The organism is Streptomyces sp. NPDC041200, from assembly GCF_055591805.1.
The window spans coordinates 16,956-33,975 of record NZ_JBVIZF010000002.1 but is presented as its reverse complement, the minus strand read 5'-3'; the positions used below and the strand labels follow the sequence as shown (position 1 = coordinate 33,975).

16 protein-coding genes are annotated in these 17,020 nt (G+C 70.5%); 8 read left to right on the top strand and 8 right to left on the bottom strand.

Annotation, left to right across the window (positions count from 1 at the left end):
• Positions 1-28 precede the first annotated feature (28 nt).
• Both ACZ6CL_RS05225 and ACZ6CL_RS05220 read right to left on the bottom strand, forming a co-directional pair.
• Entirely contained in the window at positions 29-337 is a 309-nt protein-coding gene (locus tag ACZ6CL_RS05225) for an SCO5918 family protein (protein WP_468931385.1), read from the bottom strand.
• Positions 338-613: 276 nt separating this feature from the next.
• Positions 614-1,567 (bottom strand): helix-turn-helix transcriptional regulator, encoded by a 954-nt coding sequence (locus ACZ6CL_RS05220; protein WP_468931382.1) that lies wholly within the window; start codon positions 1,565-1,567, stop codon positions 614-616.
• A 251-nt stretch (positions 1,568-1,818) separates the two neighbouring features.
• Between ACZ6CL_RS05220 and ACZ6CL_RS05215 the strand changes: the two genes are divergently transcribed.
• Entirely contained in the window at positions 1,819-3,168 is a 1,350-nt protein-coding gene (locus ACZ6CL_RS05215) for an MFS transporter (protein WP_468931380.1), read from the top strand.
• Between the two features lie 55 nt (positions 3,169-3,223).
• Positions 3,224-4,267 carry an NAD(P)-dependent alcohol dehydrogenase gene (locus tag ACZ6CL_RS05210; RefSeq protein WP_468931378.1) on the top strand — a complete coding sequence of 348 codons (1,044 nt, stop codon included), beginning with the start codon at positions 3,224-3,226 and terminating at the stop codon, positions 4,265-4,267.
• 7 nt (positions 4,268-4,274) lie between these two features.
• Here ACZ6CL_RS05210 and ACZ6CL_RS05205 read toward each other — a convergent pair whose 3' ends face one another.
• The 3 genes from ACZ6CL_RS05205 to ACZ6CL_RS05195 form a co-directional block, all read right to left on the bottom strand.
• Positions 4,275-5,276, bottom strand: a complete 1,002-nt coding sequence (locus ACZ6CL_RS05205; RefSeq protein ID WP_468931376.1) for a cyclase family protein — start codon at positions 5,274-5,276, stop codon at positions 4,275-4,277.
• An 18-nt stretch (positions 5,277-5,294) separates the two neighbouring features.
• The gene (locus ACZ6CL_RS05200) at positions 5,295-6,158 is read right to left on the bottom strand and encodes an IclR family transcriptional regulator (RefSeq protein WP_468931375.1); all 864 of its coding nucleotides are present in this window, start codon (positions 6,156-6,158) and stop codon (positions 5,295-5,297) included.
• Positions 6,159-6,370: 212 nt separating this feature from the next.
• A complete protein-coding gene (locus ACZ6CL_RS05195) occupies positions 6,371-6,775 on the bottom strand; it encodes a MerR family transcriptional regulator (protein WP_468931373.1) in 405 nt (134 codons plus the stop codon).
• Between the two features lie 252 nt (positions 6,776-7,027).
• Between ACZ6CL_RS05195 and ACZ6CL_RS05190 the strand changes: the two genes are divergently transcribed.
• On the top strand, positions 7,028-8,527 hold the full coding sequence (locus ACZ6CL_RS05190; protein WP_468931371.1) for a SulP family inorganic anion transporter: 1,500 nt from the start codon (positions 7,028-7,030) through the stop codon (positions 8,525-8,527).
• 99 nt (positions 8,528-8,626) lie between these two features.
• On the opposite strand, the gene ACZ6CL_RS05185 is transcribed toward ACZ6CL_RS05190, so the two are convergent.
• Positions 8,627-9,295 (bottom strand): DUF4232 domain-containing protein, encoded by a 669-nt coding sequence (locus tag ACZ6CL_RS05185; RefSeq protein WP_468931370.1) that lies wholly within the window; start codon positions 9,293-9,295, stop codon positions 8,627-8,629.
• Between the two features lie 220 nt (positions 9,296-9,515).
• The gene (locus ACZ6CL_RS05180) at positions 9,516-10,094 is read right to left on the bottom strand and encodes a LysE family translocator (protein WP_468931368.1); all 579 of its coding nucleotides are present in this window, start codon (positions 10,092-10,094) and stop codon (positions 9,516-9,518) included.
• A gap of 158 nt (positions 10,095-10,252) precedes the next feature.
• Here ACZ6CL_RS05180 and ACZ6CL_RS05175 point away from each other — a divergent pair, with 158 nt between their 5' ends.
• The 5 genes from ACZ6CL_RS05175 (at position 10,253) to ACZ6CL_RS05155 (ending at position 15,378) form a co-directional block, all read left to right on the top strand.
• Entirely contained in the window at positions 10,253-11,227 is a 975-nt protein-coding gene (locus tag ACZ6CL_RS05175) for a LysR family transcriptional regulator (RefSeq protein ID WP_468931366.1), read from the top strand.
• Positions 11,228-11,483: 256 nt separating this feature from the next.
• Positions 11,484-11,906 carry a PepSY domain-containing protein gene (locus ACZ6CL_RS05170; protein WP_468931364.1) on the top strand — a complete coding sequence of 141 codons (423 nt, stop codon included), beginning with the start codon at positions 11,484-11,486 and terminating at the stop codon, positions 11,904-11,906.
• A gap of 304 nt (positions 11,907-12,210) precedes the next feature.
• Complete coding sequence (locus tag ACZ6CL_RS05165; protein WP_468931361.1) at positions 12,211-12,963, top strand: response regulator transcription factor; 753 nt, start codon at positions 12,211-12,213, stop codon at positions 12,961-12,963.
• Positions 12,960-14,411 (top strand): sensor histidine kinase, encoded by a 1,452-nt coding sequence (locus ACZ6CL_RS05160; protein WP_468931358.1) that lies wholly within the window; start codon positions 12,960-12,962, stop codon positions 14,409-14,411. The genes ACZ6CL_RS05165 and ACZ6CL_RS05160 overlap by 4 nt, the downstream gene beginning before the upstream one ends.
• Before the next feature lie 421 nt (positions 14,412-14,832).
• The gene (locus ACZ6CL_RS05155; RefSeq protein ID WP_468931356.1) at positions 14,833-15,378 is read left to right on the top strand and encodes a hypothetical protein; all 546 of its coding nucleotides are present in this window, start codon (positions 14,833-14,835) and stop codon (positions 15,376-15,378) included.
• 1,188 nt (positions 15,379-16,566) lie between these two features.
• On the opposite strand, the gene ACZ6CL_RS05150 is transcribed toward ACZ6CL_RS05155, so the two are convergent.
• The gene (locus ACZ6CL_RS05150) at positions 16,567-17,001 is read right to left on the bottom strand and encodes a DUF2267 domain-containing protein (protein ID WP_468931353.1); all 435 of its coding nucleotides are present in this window, start codon (positions 16,999-17,001) and stop codon (positions 16,567-16,569) included.
• Positions 17,002-17,020 lie beyond the last annotated feature (19 nt).

Below are 17,020 nucleotides of genomic sequence, written 5' to 3'. Positions count from 1 at the left end.
GCGCGGCCGCTGTCCCGGTCCCGGTTGGTTACCCGGCCTCGGGGGTGCCGAGTTGAGCCGACGCCCGCTCAAGCGGAGTGGAGGCGTCCGAGGGTGCGGCGGTGGGGACGGCGCGGCAGGTGAAGCCGAGCCGGGCCATGGCCCGGGTGACCTCACCGGCGCTGAAGTCGCGACGGTCCTGCTTGGTGATGATTTCGCCCACCTGCTTCACGGGGTACTGGCGGCGGCCGATGAGCACGGACTCGCCCGTGATGGGCTCGGGCGTGACGTCCTTCATCGACGCCAGCACCCCGCTCTTGGTCAGGTCGAACGGGTAACGGGCGATGACGCAGCGCATGATGCCTCGCAGGAAGCTCGCAGGGGGAGGGAGGAGGGGCCGGCCGTCCCGGCCGGGTTGCGTCTCGCGGCGCCGAGTAGCGCGGAGAATCGCGAGACGGATTTTCGTCCAGAGCCTTTGATGGAGCGTCCGCAAAACGGTGGAACAGCGGAACCCTCGGATGATGCTGCCGGTGTAAGCGGCGTGGCGTCTCCTTCGGGGGCAGGGCCCGGTATCCGCAGTGTGCGGGGAATGCCACGCTAGCACGGCGCGATCGGCTGGGCCCGGCGGCCACAGTTATTGGTAGGACTGGGGGCGCTGGGGTCGCTCGCCCTTCGTGTCCCGCTCGGGGCGCTCGGCGGACGGGGGCGCGGTCAGGTCGAGCAGGAGCATCGCGTCGTGGTCGGGGGTGCCGGGCTCGGCGGTGTAGACGCCGAGGCGCTGGCCGGGGGTGCCTTCGAGCTGCATGCTCTGGCTGCTGAGGGTGAGGACGCCGACCTCGGGGTGGTGGAACGTCTTCTGGAACCGCTTGCGGCCGACGACGTCGTAGCGCTCCCACAGCGTGGCGAAGTCGGGGCTCTTCAGCAGGAGTTCGCCCACCAGCTGGGTGAGGTCGGGGGCGTCGGGGGCGGTGCCCGCCAGGGCGCGCAGCCGGGCGACGCAGCCGCGGACCTGCTCCTCCCAGTCGGGGAAGAGGGTGCGGGCGGCGGGGTGGAGGAAGAGGTAGCGGGCGAGGTTGCGCTGCTTGGCGGGCCAGTCGGCGAGGCCCGCGTACAGGGCGAGGCCGCCGGGGTTCCAGGCGAGCACGTCCATGCTGCGGCTGATGACGTACGCGGGGCTCGGCCGCAGCGTCGTCAGGACGAGCTTCAGGTGCGGGCGCACCGTCCGGCTGGGCGGGGGCGGCGGCTCGGGGGCGTACCGGGCCGCGCGGGTGGCGAGATCGCGCAGATGCTGGTGCTCGGCGTCGTCGAGGCGCAGGGCGCGGGCGAGGGCGTCGAGCACGGCGGGGCTGGGGCGGGTCTCCTTGCCGCGCTCCATCCGGACGTAGTAGTCGATGCTCATCCCGGCGAGCGTGGCCAGCTCCTCGCGGCGCAGGCCGGGGGTGCGGCGCAGCCCGGGGCCCACGGTGAGGCCGACCTGGTCGGGGCGGGTCTGGGTACGGCGGGCGCGCAGGAACTGGCCCAGCTCCATGCCGCCACCGGTGCCGCCGCTGCTGCCGCCGCTGCCGCTGGTGCTCTGCTCGGATGCCATAGCGTCAGTGTCACACCGCGCTGACCTGCGTGGCGGCCGGGTGAGGGGCCCTGTCATTACCCCTGAGCGCCGCTCCCCGGCACGTCCCGGCCTGCCACCGGGGCCGGAAGAGCGCGAGGCTCGATCTCCGTCAGCACCCGCTTCCCAGCGCAGGAGATCCTCCCGTGTCCCCGTCGTCCCCGCCGCCCCCGCCGCCCCCGTCCATCCCCCCGCAGGCCGCCCCCGCCGGTCCGCAGCCGCGGAGCGGGCCCGTGAGCAGGCCCGGCGGGCGGGCGGCCCTGGCCGCCGTCCTGGTCGGCTTCTTCACGATCATGGTCGACGCCATGATCGTGAACGTCGCCCTGCCCTCGATCGGCCGCGGTTTCGGCAGCACGATGACCGGGCTCCAGTGGGTGGTGGACGGGTACACCCTCACCTTCGCCGCCTTCCTGCTGTCCGCGGGCGCGGTCAGCGACCGGGTCGGGGCCCGCCAGGCGTTCGCCGGTGGTCTGGCCCTGTTCGTCGCGGCGTCCCTGGTGTGCGGGCTGGCACCGGACCTCGGCGTCCTGGTGGCGGCGAGGCTGGTGCAGGGGGTGGGCGCCGCGATGGTCCTGCCGTCGTCACTCGCCCTGCTGAGGGAGACCTTCCCGGATCCGGCCGAGCGCGCGCGGGCCATCGCCCTGTGGGGCGTGAGCGGCGCGGTCGGCGCGGCCGCCGGACCCGTCGCCGGGGGGCTGCTCACGGTGATCGACTGGCGGATGGTCTTCTTCGTCAACCTGCCGGTCGGCGCGGTGGCCCTGCTGCTCCTCCGGTACGTCCAGCCGTCCCCGCGCCAGGCGGTGCCGTTCGACCTGGCCGGTCAGATCGCCGCCGTCGCCGCCATGGGCGGGCTGACGTACGCGGCCATCGAGGCCGGGGCCGTCGGCTTCGGTACCCCGCGCGTCCTGGCCGCCCTCGCCGTGGCGGTCGTGTCGGCCGTCGTCTACGTGTTCGCGCAGGCCCGTGGGCGGCACCCGATGACGCCGCTGCCGCTGCTGCGCTCCCGCACGATGTCCCTCACGGCGGCCATCGGGTTCGCGCTGAACGTCGGCTTCTACGGGATGATCTTCCTGCTCGGGCTGTATCTGCAGCAGGTGCACGGGCTGAGCGCGCTCGCCACCGGTGTCGCGTTCCTGCCGATGAGCGTGCTCACCTCCTTCACGGGTCCCGTCGCCGCCCGGCTGGCCACGCGGTTCGGCGCGCGCGTGCCGATGGTCACCGGTCAGCTGCTGATGGCCACGGGCCTGCTCTCGATGGTGGCCCTGCCCGCCACGGCGCCGGTCTGGCTGACGGTGCTGCTGATGGTGCCCGTCGGCGCCGGTGGCGGGATGGCGATGCCCGCGATGACGGCGCTGCTGCTGGAGAAGGTGCCCGCCGAGCGCGCCGGGGTCGCCAGCGGTGTGCTGAACGCCGCCCGGCAGCTCGGCGGCGCCCTGGCCGTCGCCGCCTTCGGCGCCCTGGTCGCCGACCGCGCCCGGTTCGTCTCCGGGCTGCACACCGGTCTCCTGATCGCGGCGGCGGTGGTGGGCGCGAGCGTCGCGGCCACCTGGCTGCTGGAACCCGTACGCCGCGCCGCCCGCTGACCACCCCCTGTCCCTCTGTCCTCCGCCGACCCACCCACGACCAACCTGGAGCACTGTGTTCACCGTCAACGCCTACGGAGCGACCTCCGCCACCGAGCCGCTCGTCCCCATGACCGTCGAGCGCCGCGACCTCGGGCCGCACGACGTCCTCATCGAGATCGCGTACACCGGCATCTGCCACTCCGACATCCACCACACCCGCGGTGACTGGAGGGAGGAGACCTACCCCCTCGTCCCCGGCCACGAGATCGCGGGCGTCGTCACCGAGGTCGGCTCCGGGGTCACCCGGCACGCCGTCGGGGACCGGGTGGGCGTCGGCTGCATGGTCGACTCCTGCCGCGAGTGCGCCAACTGCCGCAAGGGCGAGGAGCAGTACTGCCTGCGGGGCAACACCCTCACCTACGCCTCCGTCGGCGGCGACGGCCGGCCCACCCAGGGCGGCTACGCCACCCACATCGTCGTCACCGAGGACTTCGTCCTGCGCGTCCCCGACGCCCTGGGCCTGGACGTGGCGGCGCCGCTGCTGTGCGCCGGGATCACCACGTACGCGCCGCTGCGCCGCTGGAGCGCGGGACCCGGCAAACAGGTCGCCGTCGTCGGCCTCGGCGGGCTCGGGCACATGGCGGTGAAGCTCGCGCATGCCATGGGCGCCGAAGTCACCGTGCTGTCACAGTCGTTGAAGAAGCGGGAGGACGGGCTGCGGCTGGGGGCCGACCACTACTACGCCACCAGCGATCCCGAGACCTTCACGAGCCTCGCCGGTTCCTTCGACCTCATCGTGAACACGGTGAGCGCCCCGCTCGACCTCGACGCCTACCTCTCGCTGCTGGCCACCGACGGCGTCCTGGCCAACGTGGGCGCCCCGGCCGAACCCGTCTCGCTCAACGTCTTCTCCCTCCTCGGCGGCGGGCGCGCCCTCGCCGGTTCCCTGATCGGCGGCATCCGCGAGACCCAGGACATGCTCGACTTCTGCGCCGAGCACCACCTCGGGTCCGAGATCGAGGTGATCCCGGCAGAAGGGATCAACGAGGCGTACGGCCGGGTGCTGGCCTCCGACGTGCGCTATCGGTTCGTCATCGACGCCTCGACCCTGCGCTGAACGACCGTCAGCGCAGAGCGGTGGCGTTGGCGGGTGAGCCGACGCCACCGGTGAGGTTGAGGGGTTTGACGGTCAGGAGGCTGGTCCAGCGGCCCGTGGCCCGGGAGTCGGTGGTGAGGGCGGTGAGGTTCCACAGCTCGCCCAGGGGCAGGCCGAGCTTGGCGATCAGCTCCTGGTGCATCATGCCGTTGTCCTCGGGCGCGCTGTGGTGGAAGTCGCTGTCGGGGACGACGGGCAGGACTTCGACGGCGAAGGTGTCCGTGGCCAGCAGCGCGACGCGGTGGTCCCAGCACCAGGCGGCGAAGTCCCGGGACTGGGCGAACCCGGTGGCGCGCCGCTCGGCGCGGACCCTGGCCCGTATGCCGGGTTCGGCGCTGAGGTACCAGTGGGCCCACCCGGTGTGGACGAGGACGAGGTCACCCGGCTCGACCTGGCAGTGCTGCGCCTCCAGCGCCGCGTCGAGCAGACCGGGGCCGAGGGCGGGGCCGGTCGCGTGGTCGGGCGGGGTGCCCCGGGCCCGGAGGAGGCCATCGATGTCGATGAGCAGCGCGCGGCCGACCAGCGGGGTCTGGGCCCACAGCTGCACGCCGAGCCGGGGGCTCCGGGGTGCGATCTCCTCGTCGGGTACGGCGTTGTAGAAGCCGTGTCCGGAGGCGCGGCGGTGGCGCAGTCCGTCGATCTGGGTGCTGGCCTGGAGGTGGAAGTTGTCCAGGACGTCGTCGCGGGCCTGGTCGTGCGCGGCGGTGATGCGGTGGTGGGGAATGCCACGGGCACGGGACATGGGCGGGTCGAAGGCGTCGAGGGCGTAGTCGAGGTTGAAGGCCCGGCCGTCGCGGACCTCCTGTGCCGCCCGCCGGATCTGCTCGGGGCCCGCGAAGTTGGCCATGCCGCGTTCGGGCTGGTCGGGGAAGAGGTGCCAACTGGAGCCGGACGGGGCGTCGGTGCGCCGCAGCAGCTGGTCGTAGGTGAGGTGGCGCGAGGCGGGAGGGCGCGAGGCGGGAGGGCGCAAGGGGGTGGCGCTTTCTGCTCAGGGGCAGCGGGCGGCGATGGCGCCGGCTGCCCGGCGTACTTCGGTGATGACGCGCGGATGGTCGGCGGCGGGCAGGTCGCCGCTGGGTCCGGCGACGCTGAGCGCGCCGAGGACCCGGTCCTCGCGGTGGACGGCGGCGCTGAAGGCGGTGACGTCCAGGACGCGTTCGCTGAGGGAGACGGCGTAACCGTTCTCCTTGATCCGCCGCAGCTCGCCGCGCAGGTCGTCGGCGTCGACGCGTTCGCCGGAGATCCGGGTGAAGGGGGCGACGCTGTCGACGTAGGCGTCGAGTTCCTCCTCGGGCAGCCAGGCGGCCAGGGATTTCCCGGCGCCCAGGTGCAGGGGGAGCTTCTCGCCGATGGGCAGTTGGTACCGGAGCGGGTTGAGGCCCTCGACGCGCGCGATCAGCACGCGGGCGAGGCCGACCCGTACGTACAGGGTGGACGTCACGCCGGTGATCGCGGCGAGTTCCTGCAGGACGGGCAGGGCGACCTGGCTGAGCCGGTTGTTGACCAGGAAGGCGTGGGCGGTGGCCACGGACGCCGGGCCCGCGACGTACCCGGTCTCCTCCTTGACGGCGTAGCCGCGGTCGATGAGGACGTTCAGGATGCGCTGAGCGGTGGCCACGAGATCGGCGACCACCGCGCGGGCGATGACGATCCCGGCCGCGCCCGAGAAGCCCTCCCCGACCCGCGCCGCGTTCAGTACGGCCATACTCGGGGCTGACGCGCACACGATGGAGAAGAGGGTGAACAGCACGGTTCCCGAAACGAGGACCGGGCGGCGCCCGACCGCGTCACTGAGCGGTCCCAGGACGAGCTGTCCGGCGATGATGCCCGCCAGGAATCCGGTCAGGGACATCTGCGCGCCCGAGGCGTCGGCCCCCAGCGAACGTGCCAGGTCCGGAAGCCCGGGAAGTACATGTCGGTCGCCAGCGGACTGGCGGCGCTCAGCCCGGCCAACACCAGGAGCAGCCGCGCCCGTTGCCGGGACGCGGCGCGAGGAGCGTGACGAGGCCGGGCCGCGCCCTCGGCGCTGTGGGTGGTCATAGCGGGGGAGCCGAAGCCCTGCCGTCAGTGGCGCTGTGCGGAGGTGAGACGCTCGTCCAGCGTGGCGGCGAACTCCTCCGCTCGCGCCAGTTGGGTCCGCAGGTCCGCCACCCGCTGCCGCGCGGTTTCCTGGTAGCCGCGCACCCGGTCCAGCAGCTCCTCCCGCTCATCGGCCGGCAACTCGGCACCCGAGTCGAGGCGGTCGGTGGCCTCCAGCAGGTCGCGCATCTGGTCCAGGGTGAAGCCGAGCGGCTTCATGCGGCGGATGACCATCAGGCGGGCGACATCGGCCTCGGTGTAGAGGCGGAAGCCGCCCTGGGAGCGGGCGGAGGGGACGACGAGGCCGGTCTCCTCGTAGTGCCGGATGGTGCGCAGGGACAGCTCGGTCCGCGCGGCGACTTCGCCGATCTGCATGTGCTTGCCGTCCACGCCCGTGATCCTCTGGTCCTTCTCGTCCCCGTCATCCCCGGCCGATCTCTACCCTAACGTTAGGGTAGAGTTGCTGGCGTCCAAGGCCGCTTACCGCTGCCCTGCCGCTGCCGTGCCGGGGCCGATGGTGCCCCCGGTGAAGATCCGATTCTCGCAGGAGAACCGCGGGGCGCCGGTCCGGCACTCCGCGCCCTCCCGCATGCCCCGGCCTTGCCGAGCAGGGCGTGCCCGAGCACGAGGTTCGTACTCCCCTTGTCTGGTTCCGCTGTATCCCCGGCCGTGCGCCCGCGCGCCGTGAAACCCGAGTGGCTGAAAGATCCGAAGGTCTGGCGCACCGAAGTCCTGGGCGGCTTGGTGGTCGCGCTCGCGCTGATCCCCGAGGCGATCTCGTTCTCGATCATCGCCGGGGTGGACCCGGCCATCGGCCTGTTCGCCTCCTTCACCATGGCCGTCACCATCTCGATCGTCGGCGGTCGCCGGGCGATGATCTCCGCAGCGACCGGCGCCGTCGCGCTGGTCACCGCGCCGATGAACCGGGAACACGGCCTGGGCTACCTGGTCGCCACCGTGATCCTGGCCGGTGTGGTCCAGGTGGCGCTGGGTGCGCTGGGGGTGGCGAAGCTGATGCGGTTCGTCCCCCGCTCGGTGATGGTCGGCTTCGTCAACGCCCTCGCCATCCTGGTCTTCATGGCCCAGGTCCCCGAGATGACCGATGTGCCCTGGGCCGTCTACCCGCTGATCGCGGCCGGGCTCGTGCTGATGGTGTTCTTCCCGAAGGTCACCACCGTGATCCCGGCCCCCCTGGTGTCGATCGGGATCCTCACCGTCGTCACGGTCGCGGCCGGGATCGCGGTGCCCACCGTCGGCGACAAGGGCGCGCTGCCGTCCTCCCTGCCGGTCCCCGGCCTGCCCGATGTGCCGTTCACCCTGGACACGCTGACCACCATCGCGCCGTACGCCTTCGCGATGGCGCTGGTCGGCCTGATGGAGTCGCTGATGACCGCCAAACTGGTCGACGACATCACCGACACCCACTCCAGCAAGACCCGCGAGTCCATCGGCCAGGGCATCGCCAACATCGTCACCGGATTCTTCGGCGGCATGGGCGGCTGCGCCATGATCGGCCAGACGATGATCAACGTGAAGGTCTCCGGCGCCCGCACCCGCCTGTCCACGTTCCTGGCGGGCGCGTTCCTGATGGTGCTGTGCATCGTCTTCGGCCCGGTCGTCTCCGACATCCCCATGGCCGCTCTGGTCGCCGTCATGGTCATGGTGTCGTTCACGACCTTCGACTGGCACTCCATCGCCCCCACGACCCTCAAGCGACTGCCCGCCGGGGAGATCGCCGTCATGGCGATCACCGTCGCGGTCGTCGTGGCCACCCACAACCTGGCCATCGGCGTCGTCGTCGGCTCGGTCACCGCCATGGTCGTCTTCGCCAAACGCGTCGCCCACCTCGCCCAGGTCACCGCGGTGACCGACCCCGATCACGCCACCGTGGTGTACCGGGTCACCGGCGAGCTGTTCTTCGCCTCCTCCAACGACCTCGTCGGCCAGTTCGACTACGCCACCGACCCCGACAAGGTCGTCATCGACCTGTCCGCCGCCCACATCTGGGACGCCTCCTCCGTCGCGGCCCTCGACGCGATCGAGACCAGGTACGCGCAGCGGGGCAAGACCGTCGAGATCACCGGCCTGAACGAGCCGAGCGCCGACCTCCACGGCAAGCTCAGCGGCGAACTCGCGCGCTGAGCCGGGGAATCACCGGGCCTTCCAGGCCAGCCAGGCCATCCAGGTCAGCCAGGCCAGCCAGGGCAGCCAGGGCCGACCTGGATGGACGAAGCTGGCGGGTCACTGGTCCGTTCCGCCGAAGGGAACAGCGTCCGCCGCGGAGGTGTGCCAGCTGGTGACGATGGGCTTGTCGACGGTGATGGTGCCGACGGGCAGGGAGGCCGGGTTGGGGTCGTCAGCCCCGACGCCGACGATGATGCTGTCCAGTTCCTCGCCACCGCTTTCGTCGGTGAACTTCGGGTTCACCCCGGCGTAGGCGGTGGTTCCGCTGCTCAGCGTGACCTTCTCGCCCACGGCCTGCTCCGCGGGCCCGGCCTCGGTGCCGTCCGGCCCGAAGGCCACGCTGGGCAGCGCGGCGGGCAGAACACAGGTGATCCCCGGCTTGGCCTTCGCGATGATCAGGATGTAACCGCCCGCCTGTGTCTCCGACTTGGTGCTCCAGGAGAGGTCATCGGCCCCGCACTCCTGCCCGACCTCGGCCTTCTCCCCGTTGCCGACGTCGACACCGGAGCCGCCGCCATCCTCCGTCCCCTCGCCCTTCGCGCCGGAGGTCGACGAGCCGGAAGCGGTGTCCTTGCCAGCCTCGCCCGCGGCCTCGGCGGAGGAAGACGGGTCACTGGACCCCGTGCTCGTGTCCTCCGAGGCCTGGCAAGCGGTGGTGAACATGGCTGCGGCCGCCAGCAGGCTGGCACCGGCGAACATACGGACTCGGGTGCGCGTGGTACGCATGCGAAGACTTCCTCGTCCACGCCGCTAACGACGCGCTGCCGCGGCCGCGACCAGCGCGACGTGATCACGAGAACTCTGGCACAGGGCGCCCGGTTGGGCCGACCAGGCTGCCAGGCCGGTCCCGCCATCCATCGTGACGGTTCCTCCGAGGAAGACGATGAGCCACAAGGCGGCAGATGCCGCGGGCGATCGGGCGCTGGAAGAAGTACCGGCCCGGTCCTCAGAGACCTGCTGCCACCGCGGCGCCCAGCCCCAGCAGGACGACGCCGGTCGTCACGCTGAGTCCCCGCAGGACGGTCGGCTGCGATATCAGGGCGCGACCCCGGCTGACGGCCCAGGTGAGCAACATGTACCAGGAGGCGCTGACGAGTGCCCACAGGGCTCCCAGGGCGACGGTTGACAGGAACACCGGGCCTTTCGCGGTCACGAACTGGGGCAGCACCGAGACGGCGAACACGCCTGCCTTGGGGTTGCCGAGGTTGGTGAACAGGCCGGTGAGATATCCGCCCGCGAAGCCAGTGCCGCGCCCGCCCTCGCCGGGCGGGCGGGTGGAGACGGTGGTGGTGAGCGCGGTCCGTAGCGTCTTCACCCCGAGGACCATCAGCACGACGCCGCCTGCGATCCGGAGCACCGCGTACGCGGTGGGGCTGGCCAGCAGGACGGCGGACAGCCCGGCCGCGGCGGCCGTGGACCACAGCAGGAAGCCGCTGGCATTGCCCGCGAGCGTGCCCCGGAGCGTACGTTGGCCGCCTTCCAGAACCTGCCGGATCATCAGGGCTTGACTCGCGCCTGGCAGCATCGCTAACAGCAAGGTGGTGGCGATGAAAACGGGCACATGCGTGGGCATGGGAAAGGAACCCCCTCCGGGGATTGCGGCCGATGCGTGTACCACCAGGCTTCCTGTCCCGCGCCCCTAAGAGAAGTTAAAAGAGGAGGCTGCAGCATTAGGATTAGTGAATGGTGGTGGATCCGGGACAGCTGCGGCTTCTCGCGTTGATCGAGCGGCACGGCTCCCTGACGGCGGCGGCTCACGCACTCCACCTCACGCCCGCGGCGGTCACCCAGCAGGTGGCCAAGGCCGAGCGCGACTGGCAGGTGCCCCTGGTCACCCGTAGTCCTCGCGGAGCAACGCTCACCGCGGCCGGTGCGCTGCTCGCCTCCCACGGTCGAACTGTGGAGGAGGCATCGGACAGGGCCGAGGCGGAACTGGCCGCACTGCTCGGCCACCTGTCACTCCGTCTGCGGATAGGGACGTTCCAGGCGGCTGCCCTGCACCTGCTGCCACCGGCCCTGACGACCCTGCGACACCGCCATCCGGACGCCGACGTCTCCGTCATTGACGTGGTGTCCGGACGCGGAGCGGACGAGATCAGCGCGGGACGCCTGGACGTGGTCATCGTCGCGTCCTGGGGCACGCCGCTCGCGCCGCCCCCACACGTACGGGCCCACCCGCTCCTGTTGGACCCGATGGTCGTGGTTCTCCCCGATGACCATCCACTGGCCACCGGGCAGCCCGCGGATACCGAACTTCACCTGGAACAACTGCGCGACGAATCGTGGGTTTCCATCCTGGCCGGCCATGCCGCCCGCGAACAGTTCCACGACGCTGCCCGCGAGGCCGGCTTCACTCCCACCGTGCGGTTCGAGACCGAGTCCTACGACGTCGCCCAGGCCCTCGTCGGCACAGGCATCGCGGTGGCCCTGGTCTCGCGCCTGGCCCTGGCCCATGCGCCCGGCACCACCCATCGCGAACTGGCCCACCCCAGGCCCTACCGCCAGCTCTACGCCGTGACCAGGACCGACGCCAGCCTCACACCACTCGCAGACATGCTCGTCGACCTCCTCCGTGATGTCGCCCGCGACATCACCGCCGCCTGGGAGGCTCCCCCGCAAGAACCACAACGCTCATCGAACTCACCGCACGGAGCCTGAAAACCCCCCGGCTCTGCATCGACACCCCTGGTCCGGAGCGGCAGGCCCCGTTCCGACCGCCCTCCTCTCAAGGTCGCGCGAGATGGCTTCCACCGGCGGTGACCAGCGGCTTCGCGGCCGTGCTGAAAGATTGGTCGTTTGCTGGTCGGGTCCTGCCGTTTGTTGGCCTTGCGCTGGATGACGTGTTCCTAGGGTCGGGTGCATTCCCTGGGAGTCCGGCCTTCGGACCCCGTACTCGACTGTCTGGAGACACCTGATGCGTGCGTTGCCCCGTCGTGCCCTGGTCGCTGCTCCCGCTGCCGTTCTGATGTTCACCCTGGTGGCCTGTGGCGGTGGTTCCGACTCCGGTGGCTCGAAGTCCGCGGACACGCAGCAGTCGGCGCAGGGCGCCGACGGGTCCGGTGGTGCCGGGGCGGATGGCGGCGCCGAAGAGGAAGAGGCGGGTGAGAAGAAGGAGCCACCGCTGACCGGTGAGGTGAAGAAGAAGGCGGAGGCGGCGGCGGTGGCCAAGTTCCCCGGAACCGTCCTGAAGTCCGAGGAGGACGTCGAGAAGCCGGGCATGTACGCGGTGGAGATCAAGAAGTCGGACGGCACGACGGTGGAGGTCTACCTCGACAAGAGCTACACGGTCACCGACACCAAGCAGGAAGGCACCGAGGAGAAGGAGAACGGGGGCTGACGGGCGCGGCCTCCCGACCGGTGGGGTCGCCTCCTGTTGGTGATGATCGGGCGACGAGCGTGACGAGGACGGCAGCAGCACAGGCGCAGGGACGGTGACCACCGCGACGACGGCTGGCTCCCCGACGCCGTGTCGTCGCCGTCCCGCCGCTGACGTCCGGCCGATCCACCACTCCCGCACCGATCGGCCGGACCGCAGGGTCTTTGCCCCGATGCCTCCCGCCGCATCGGACGTTTCCGCACGTCCCTAGCAGGTTGTGATGAATGCTGCGACTGCTGTTGTGCCGCTGTGCGAGCCTTTCGCCATGCGGCTGCTGCTGATCGAAGACGACGACCGGCTTGCCGGTCCGATCACCGAGGGGCTCGGGCGGTACGGATTCACCGTCGACCGGGCGCGTACCGGTGCCGCCGGGCTTGCGGGGGCCGTTGAGGAGCCAGATCTGGTCCTGCTCGATCTCGGACTGCCCGACATGGACGGTCTGGATGTCTGCCGCCGTCTCCGCGCCCGGTCCGCGATCCCGATCATCATGATCACTGCCCGGGGTGAGGAGGCAGACCGGATCGTCGGGCTGGAGCTGGGGGCGGACGACTATGTCGCCAAGCCGTTCGGCGTGCGGGAGCTGGTCGCCCGCATCCGGGCCGTGACCCGCCGCACCGCCGGTCATCTGGTGCTGGCGGACGCCCCGCTATCCGCCGGGACGCCTTCGGCGACCACGGCCGGGGCTGGTCCGCAGCGCCTGGGTTCGCTGGAGATCGACCGGCGTACCCGGGAAGTCCGCCTCGACGGATGTGACGTAGCCCTGTCCCCAAGGGAGTTCGACCTGCTCGCCTATCTCGCCCAGGACCCCGGCGCGGTGCACTCCCGGCAGCAGATCATGGACACGGTCTGGGACCCGCACTTCTTCGGACCCACCAAGACGCTGGACGCGCACGTCGCCGCCCTGCGCCGCAAACTCGGTGATCCTTCCTGGATCACCACCGCCCGCGGTGTCGGCTTCCGCCTCACCGTCCCCGCCGGGCGGCCCGGCGACGGCTCGCCTCCCCAAGCCGCGTCATGACCCGGCGCCTGATGCTGAGTTACCTCGCGCTGGCACTGCTGGTGCTCGTGGGCCTGGAGATCCCGCTCGGCTACTTCTACGCTCGCGGGGAGGAATCCCGCTTCTCCCAGGCCGTGGAACGCGACGCGTCGATGCTGGCCGAAGTCGCGGAGGAGAACATCGAGAAGCACAACCTGGACGCCCTGCCCGAACTGGCCCAGGAGTACGCCGAGGACACCGGTGCCCGCGTCGTGGTCGTAGACCGCACCGGCCGCCTTCTCACCGACTCCGCGCACACCGCCGCGACCGGGGCCGATTTATCCGGGCAGACGGACATCGCCGCTGCCCTGCGCAACAAGGCCACCGCTGCCACCCGTACGGACGCTCAAGGCGGTGACGTCCTGGCGGTGACCATGCCGGGCTCCTCGGGAACCACCATCCGCGGCGCGTTGCAAGTGACGTACCCGATGACGATGGTCACCGCCCGGGAGCACCGCATCTGGCTCGCGCTCGCCCTCGCCGGAACGGGCATCCTGGCCGTCGTGGCCTTCGTGGCGTTCACCCTGGCCCGCTGGATCACCCGCCCCTTGCGCACCCTGGAACGCGCTACCACCCAGCTCGCCGACGGACACCTGGACCACCCGCCCGACGCCGCCACCGGACCGCCTGAACTGCGCCGCCTGGCCACCTCGTTCAACCACACCGCCACCCGCCTGCAGCACCTGCTCCAAGCCCAGCACGGTTTCGCCTCCGAGGCATCCCACCAGCTCAAAACGCCGCTGGCGTCGTTGCGGCTACGGCTGGAGAACTTCGAGCCCTACCTCGACCCACGCGCCCACACCAGCCTTGAGGAGACCATCGAGGAAGTCGAACGGCTCAGCCGCATGGTGCACGGACTACTCGCCCTCGCCCGCCTGGAGAACACCGCCACCACCCCCGAGCCGGTCGACTTGGACGCCGTCCTCACCGACCGGGCCGCCATGTGGGAAGCGCTCGCCTACGAACAGCAGGTCGCTGTGGCTGTCACCGGGCCGGCGGCCGGCCGGGTGTGGGCGATTCCCGGGGCGCTGGAGCAGATCGTCGACAACCTGATCGCCAACGCGCTGCGCGTCTCCCCACCCGGCACGACCATCACCCTCGCCCGAGCACCAGGCGCCGAACTCCACGTCATCGACCAGGGCCCCGGCATGCCAAAGGCCGACCGGGAGCGCGCCTTCGACCGCTTCTGGCGTGCATCCGACGCCCACCACGACGGCACCGGCCTCGGCCTCCCGATCGTCCGCCACCTCGTCCACGCCTCCGGCGGCCGGATCACCCTCGACCCCGCACCAGGCGGCGGCCTCGACGCCCACGTCCAACTGCGCCCCGCCGACCAGGAACGCCGCCCCGGAAGCGTCACCGGACGTGCTGCTCACCACGCCGGCTGGCGAACACCGACACCCAGAAACGGACCTCGCACCCCGGTCTGATCGCTGTCTTCGCCACCAGCGGCCCAGCCGAGTGGCAGGGGCGATCGCCGTAGTGGCGACCATCGTTGCGAAGGCGTACCGGCTACTGAAAGCCATCCTGGAGACGGCCGTTGAGTACGAACTGATCCGCCGGGTGCGTCGGGCCGCTCCCGAGCTGACCGCTGGTCGGCGGGTTGTCGGTGATACGAAGTCGGAGGCGGGGAAATCGGGCACGCAACGGGCGCGGCGGGGGCACTGGGCGGGCTGTGCCCCCAGTGCGTCCTCCAGGCCGAAGCTCGGTCAAGTCCTGGCCTGCTGTCGCGAGGACGTGCAGCCCCTTGCCGGTGCGGTGGTTGCTGTGCCCCGCTGCTGTACGCGCCTTGCGTGAGTCATGTAGTCGTATGGTCTGCGGCAAGGGCCATGTTGGCCGGGAGGCGGGGGTATGTCGGGACAAGTATTCACATTGATCGGCGTGCTCGTGGGCGCGGCAGGCTCTTATGTAGTCTCGGCCTTGACCGAACGCGCACGCTGGAACAGAGAGTTGGCAACGCGCTGGGATCAACACCGTTTGGAATCGTATCTCCGATACGCCGACGCGATAAAGAGGTTTGTGTCAGTGGCTGGACGGTTGGCGGCAGAGAAAGGGCTGTTCAATCTGCCGCAACCGGTTGGCGAAGAATCCGGCCTGGAAATGCTCGCGCAAGCTGAGCTGGACCGGGGGTACGCGTTTGAATCGGTGCTCCTGATGGGTGATTCGGAGACCATATCTGCAGCTAGGGCCATGCAGCGCCGGGCCTGGGTGCTTGAGCAATTTGCTCGGGGGATCCGTTCCGGTTCTGCTGAGGACTGGACGGGCGCATATAGCGAGTTCCAGGAGGCCCGTGATGCTTTCTACGTCTCCGCCCGGAAAAGCTTGGGGGTCTCTGCACCGTTTCGGCTGCGCGCCGAAGACCCGGTCATCATGGGACCGGATCCACGGCAGATGTAAACACTATTGGCAGCTCCATGCGAACGACAGGCGGGCGGTTGGTTGGGACCGCTGAACTGGAGAGTCGCTGCCGCGCGGTGGCGGTCCGCTGTGGTCACGATGGCTGCCGTACAGCACTCACTGAGCTGTCTCTCGGGTCGGGTTTACTGCTTGGCCTAGCGGGTCCCGTTGCCGGGAAATGGGATAATCCCGTTTGTGTCGCCTGTTTTTTCTAGTGGCTGGCCCACCGACTCTATTCCGGCCGGGATGGAATCTGGCGCCTCCAGTGAGGGGCAAATTCGCGTGTGGGGAATAGCGGCTTTCGTTTTTGGTGCACCTGTAGGGCTCGTGGGGAACGTGGCGCGAACGCCTGGAGTTGGTGGCCTTCTGTTCCGTCTGCTTGTTCCATTGATCGCCTTCTTCGAGGCCGCTCAGCGATTGAGTACAGAGGCGGACTCGCAGGGTCCAGTTTTCGCCATAACCTGGAACGCAATTCGCGTCGCGGCATGCGTCGTCGGCGTGGCTCTCATGGGACACACCGTGTGGAGCTGGCGCGTTAGGCGTGGCCGAACGGAAGTTGCCGCGCCTGCACGGCGTCTCTGACCCCTCGTTCTGACGTTATCCACAGGACCGAACGCCCGCGCCCTGTGCCCCGGTAGGAGACTGCCGTACGGGAACCCTTCCGCCTCGGCGCCTGCGGCTGGCCGCCTACCGGGCGGGCGATCCGTTCTTCGACAGCGTCGGCCCCGACACCTCATGCGCACGCACCCTGTACTGCGGCAGAGGGCTGCTGTTCGTCGCGCACGAGATGGCGCGCCGTAACCGTCGGCGGCCGCGCGCACCGCGTGCATCGCGCGGACCGGGCCGTGCCAGTCGCGGCCGTCGCTGTAGCGGGCCTGGAGCATGCCCATGCCGTCAGTCGTGGGGGTGTGTTGGCTTGCTTCGGTGGAGCCCCGGGCTGCTGGCCTGGGGCTTTCGCATGGAGCGGGTGACGAGAATCGAACTCGCGCTCTGAGCTTGGGAATCACCGGTGCTGACCATGGTTGTAGACCGCTGATCAGGTAAAACGCGGCCTCTGGGCCTCAGCGGGTGGGTCTGATCGTGCCTTCATCGACCTCTGTGCGGCGGTCACCTCGCATGGTCCGGGGCGCAGGGCGGACAGCGACGCGGCGGTCGTCGCGAGCCCGCCCCGAGCACGCATGTCCTCGTCTACGCGGCGGGGGTGAGTTCGGCGCGGCCGAACAGCAGCGCGTAGCCGGAGGTGAGCTGGCGCAGGATGCGGGTGATGAGGTCGGGGCCGGCGTAGGCCGCGACGGCGGAGAAGACGGTTCCGGTGTCCCAGCGGGTGGTGGCCAGGGAGGCGCCGGTGCGGGTGGCGAGGTCCTTGACGAAGGCCCAGCCACCCAGGGGCTGGGTGTCGGGGATCTGGGCGGTGAGGATGCGTGCGGCTTCGAGGGGGAGGCGGGCGGCCAGTTCGACGCGTTCGTCGCCGGTCAGCTGACGTCCCAGTCCCGCGAGGACGAGGCGGACGGCTTCCTCGGCCTTCTCGCGGGTGGGGTAGGCGCCGTCGTAGCGGACCTTTTCCAGCATGTGCTCGTACGCCCTTGTGCAGGGCTGCTGGAGCGGTGCGCTCTGGTCGGACATCACTGCGGTGGTTGCCTTT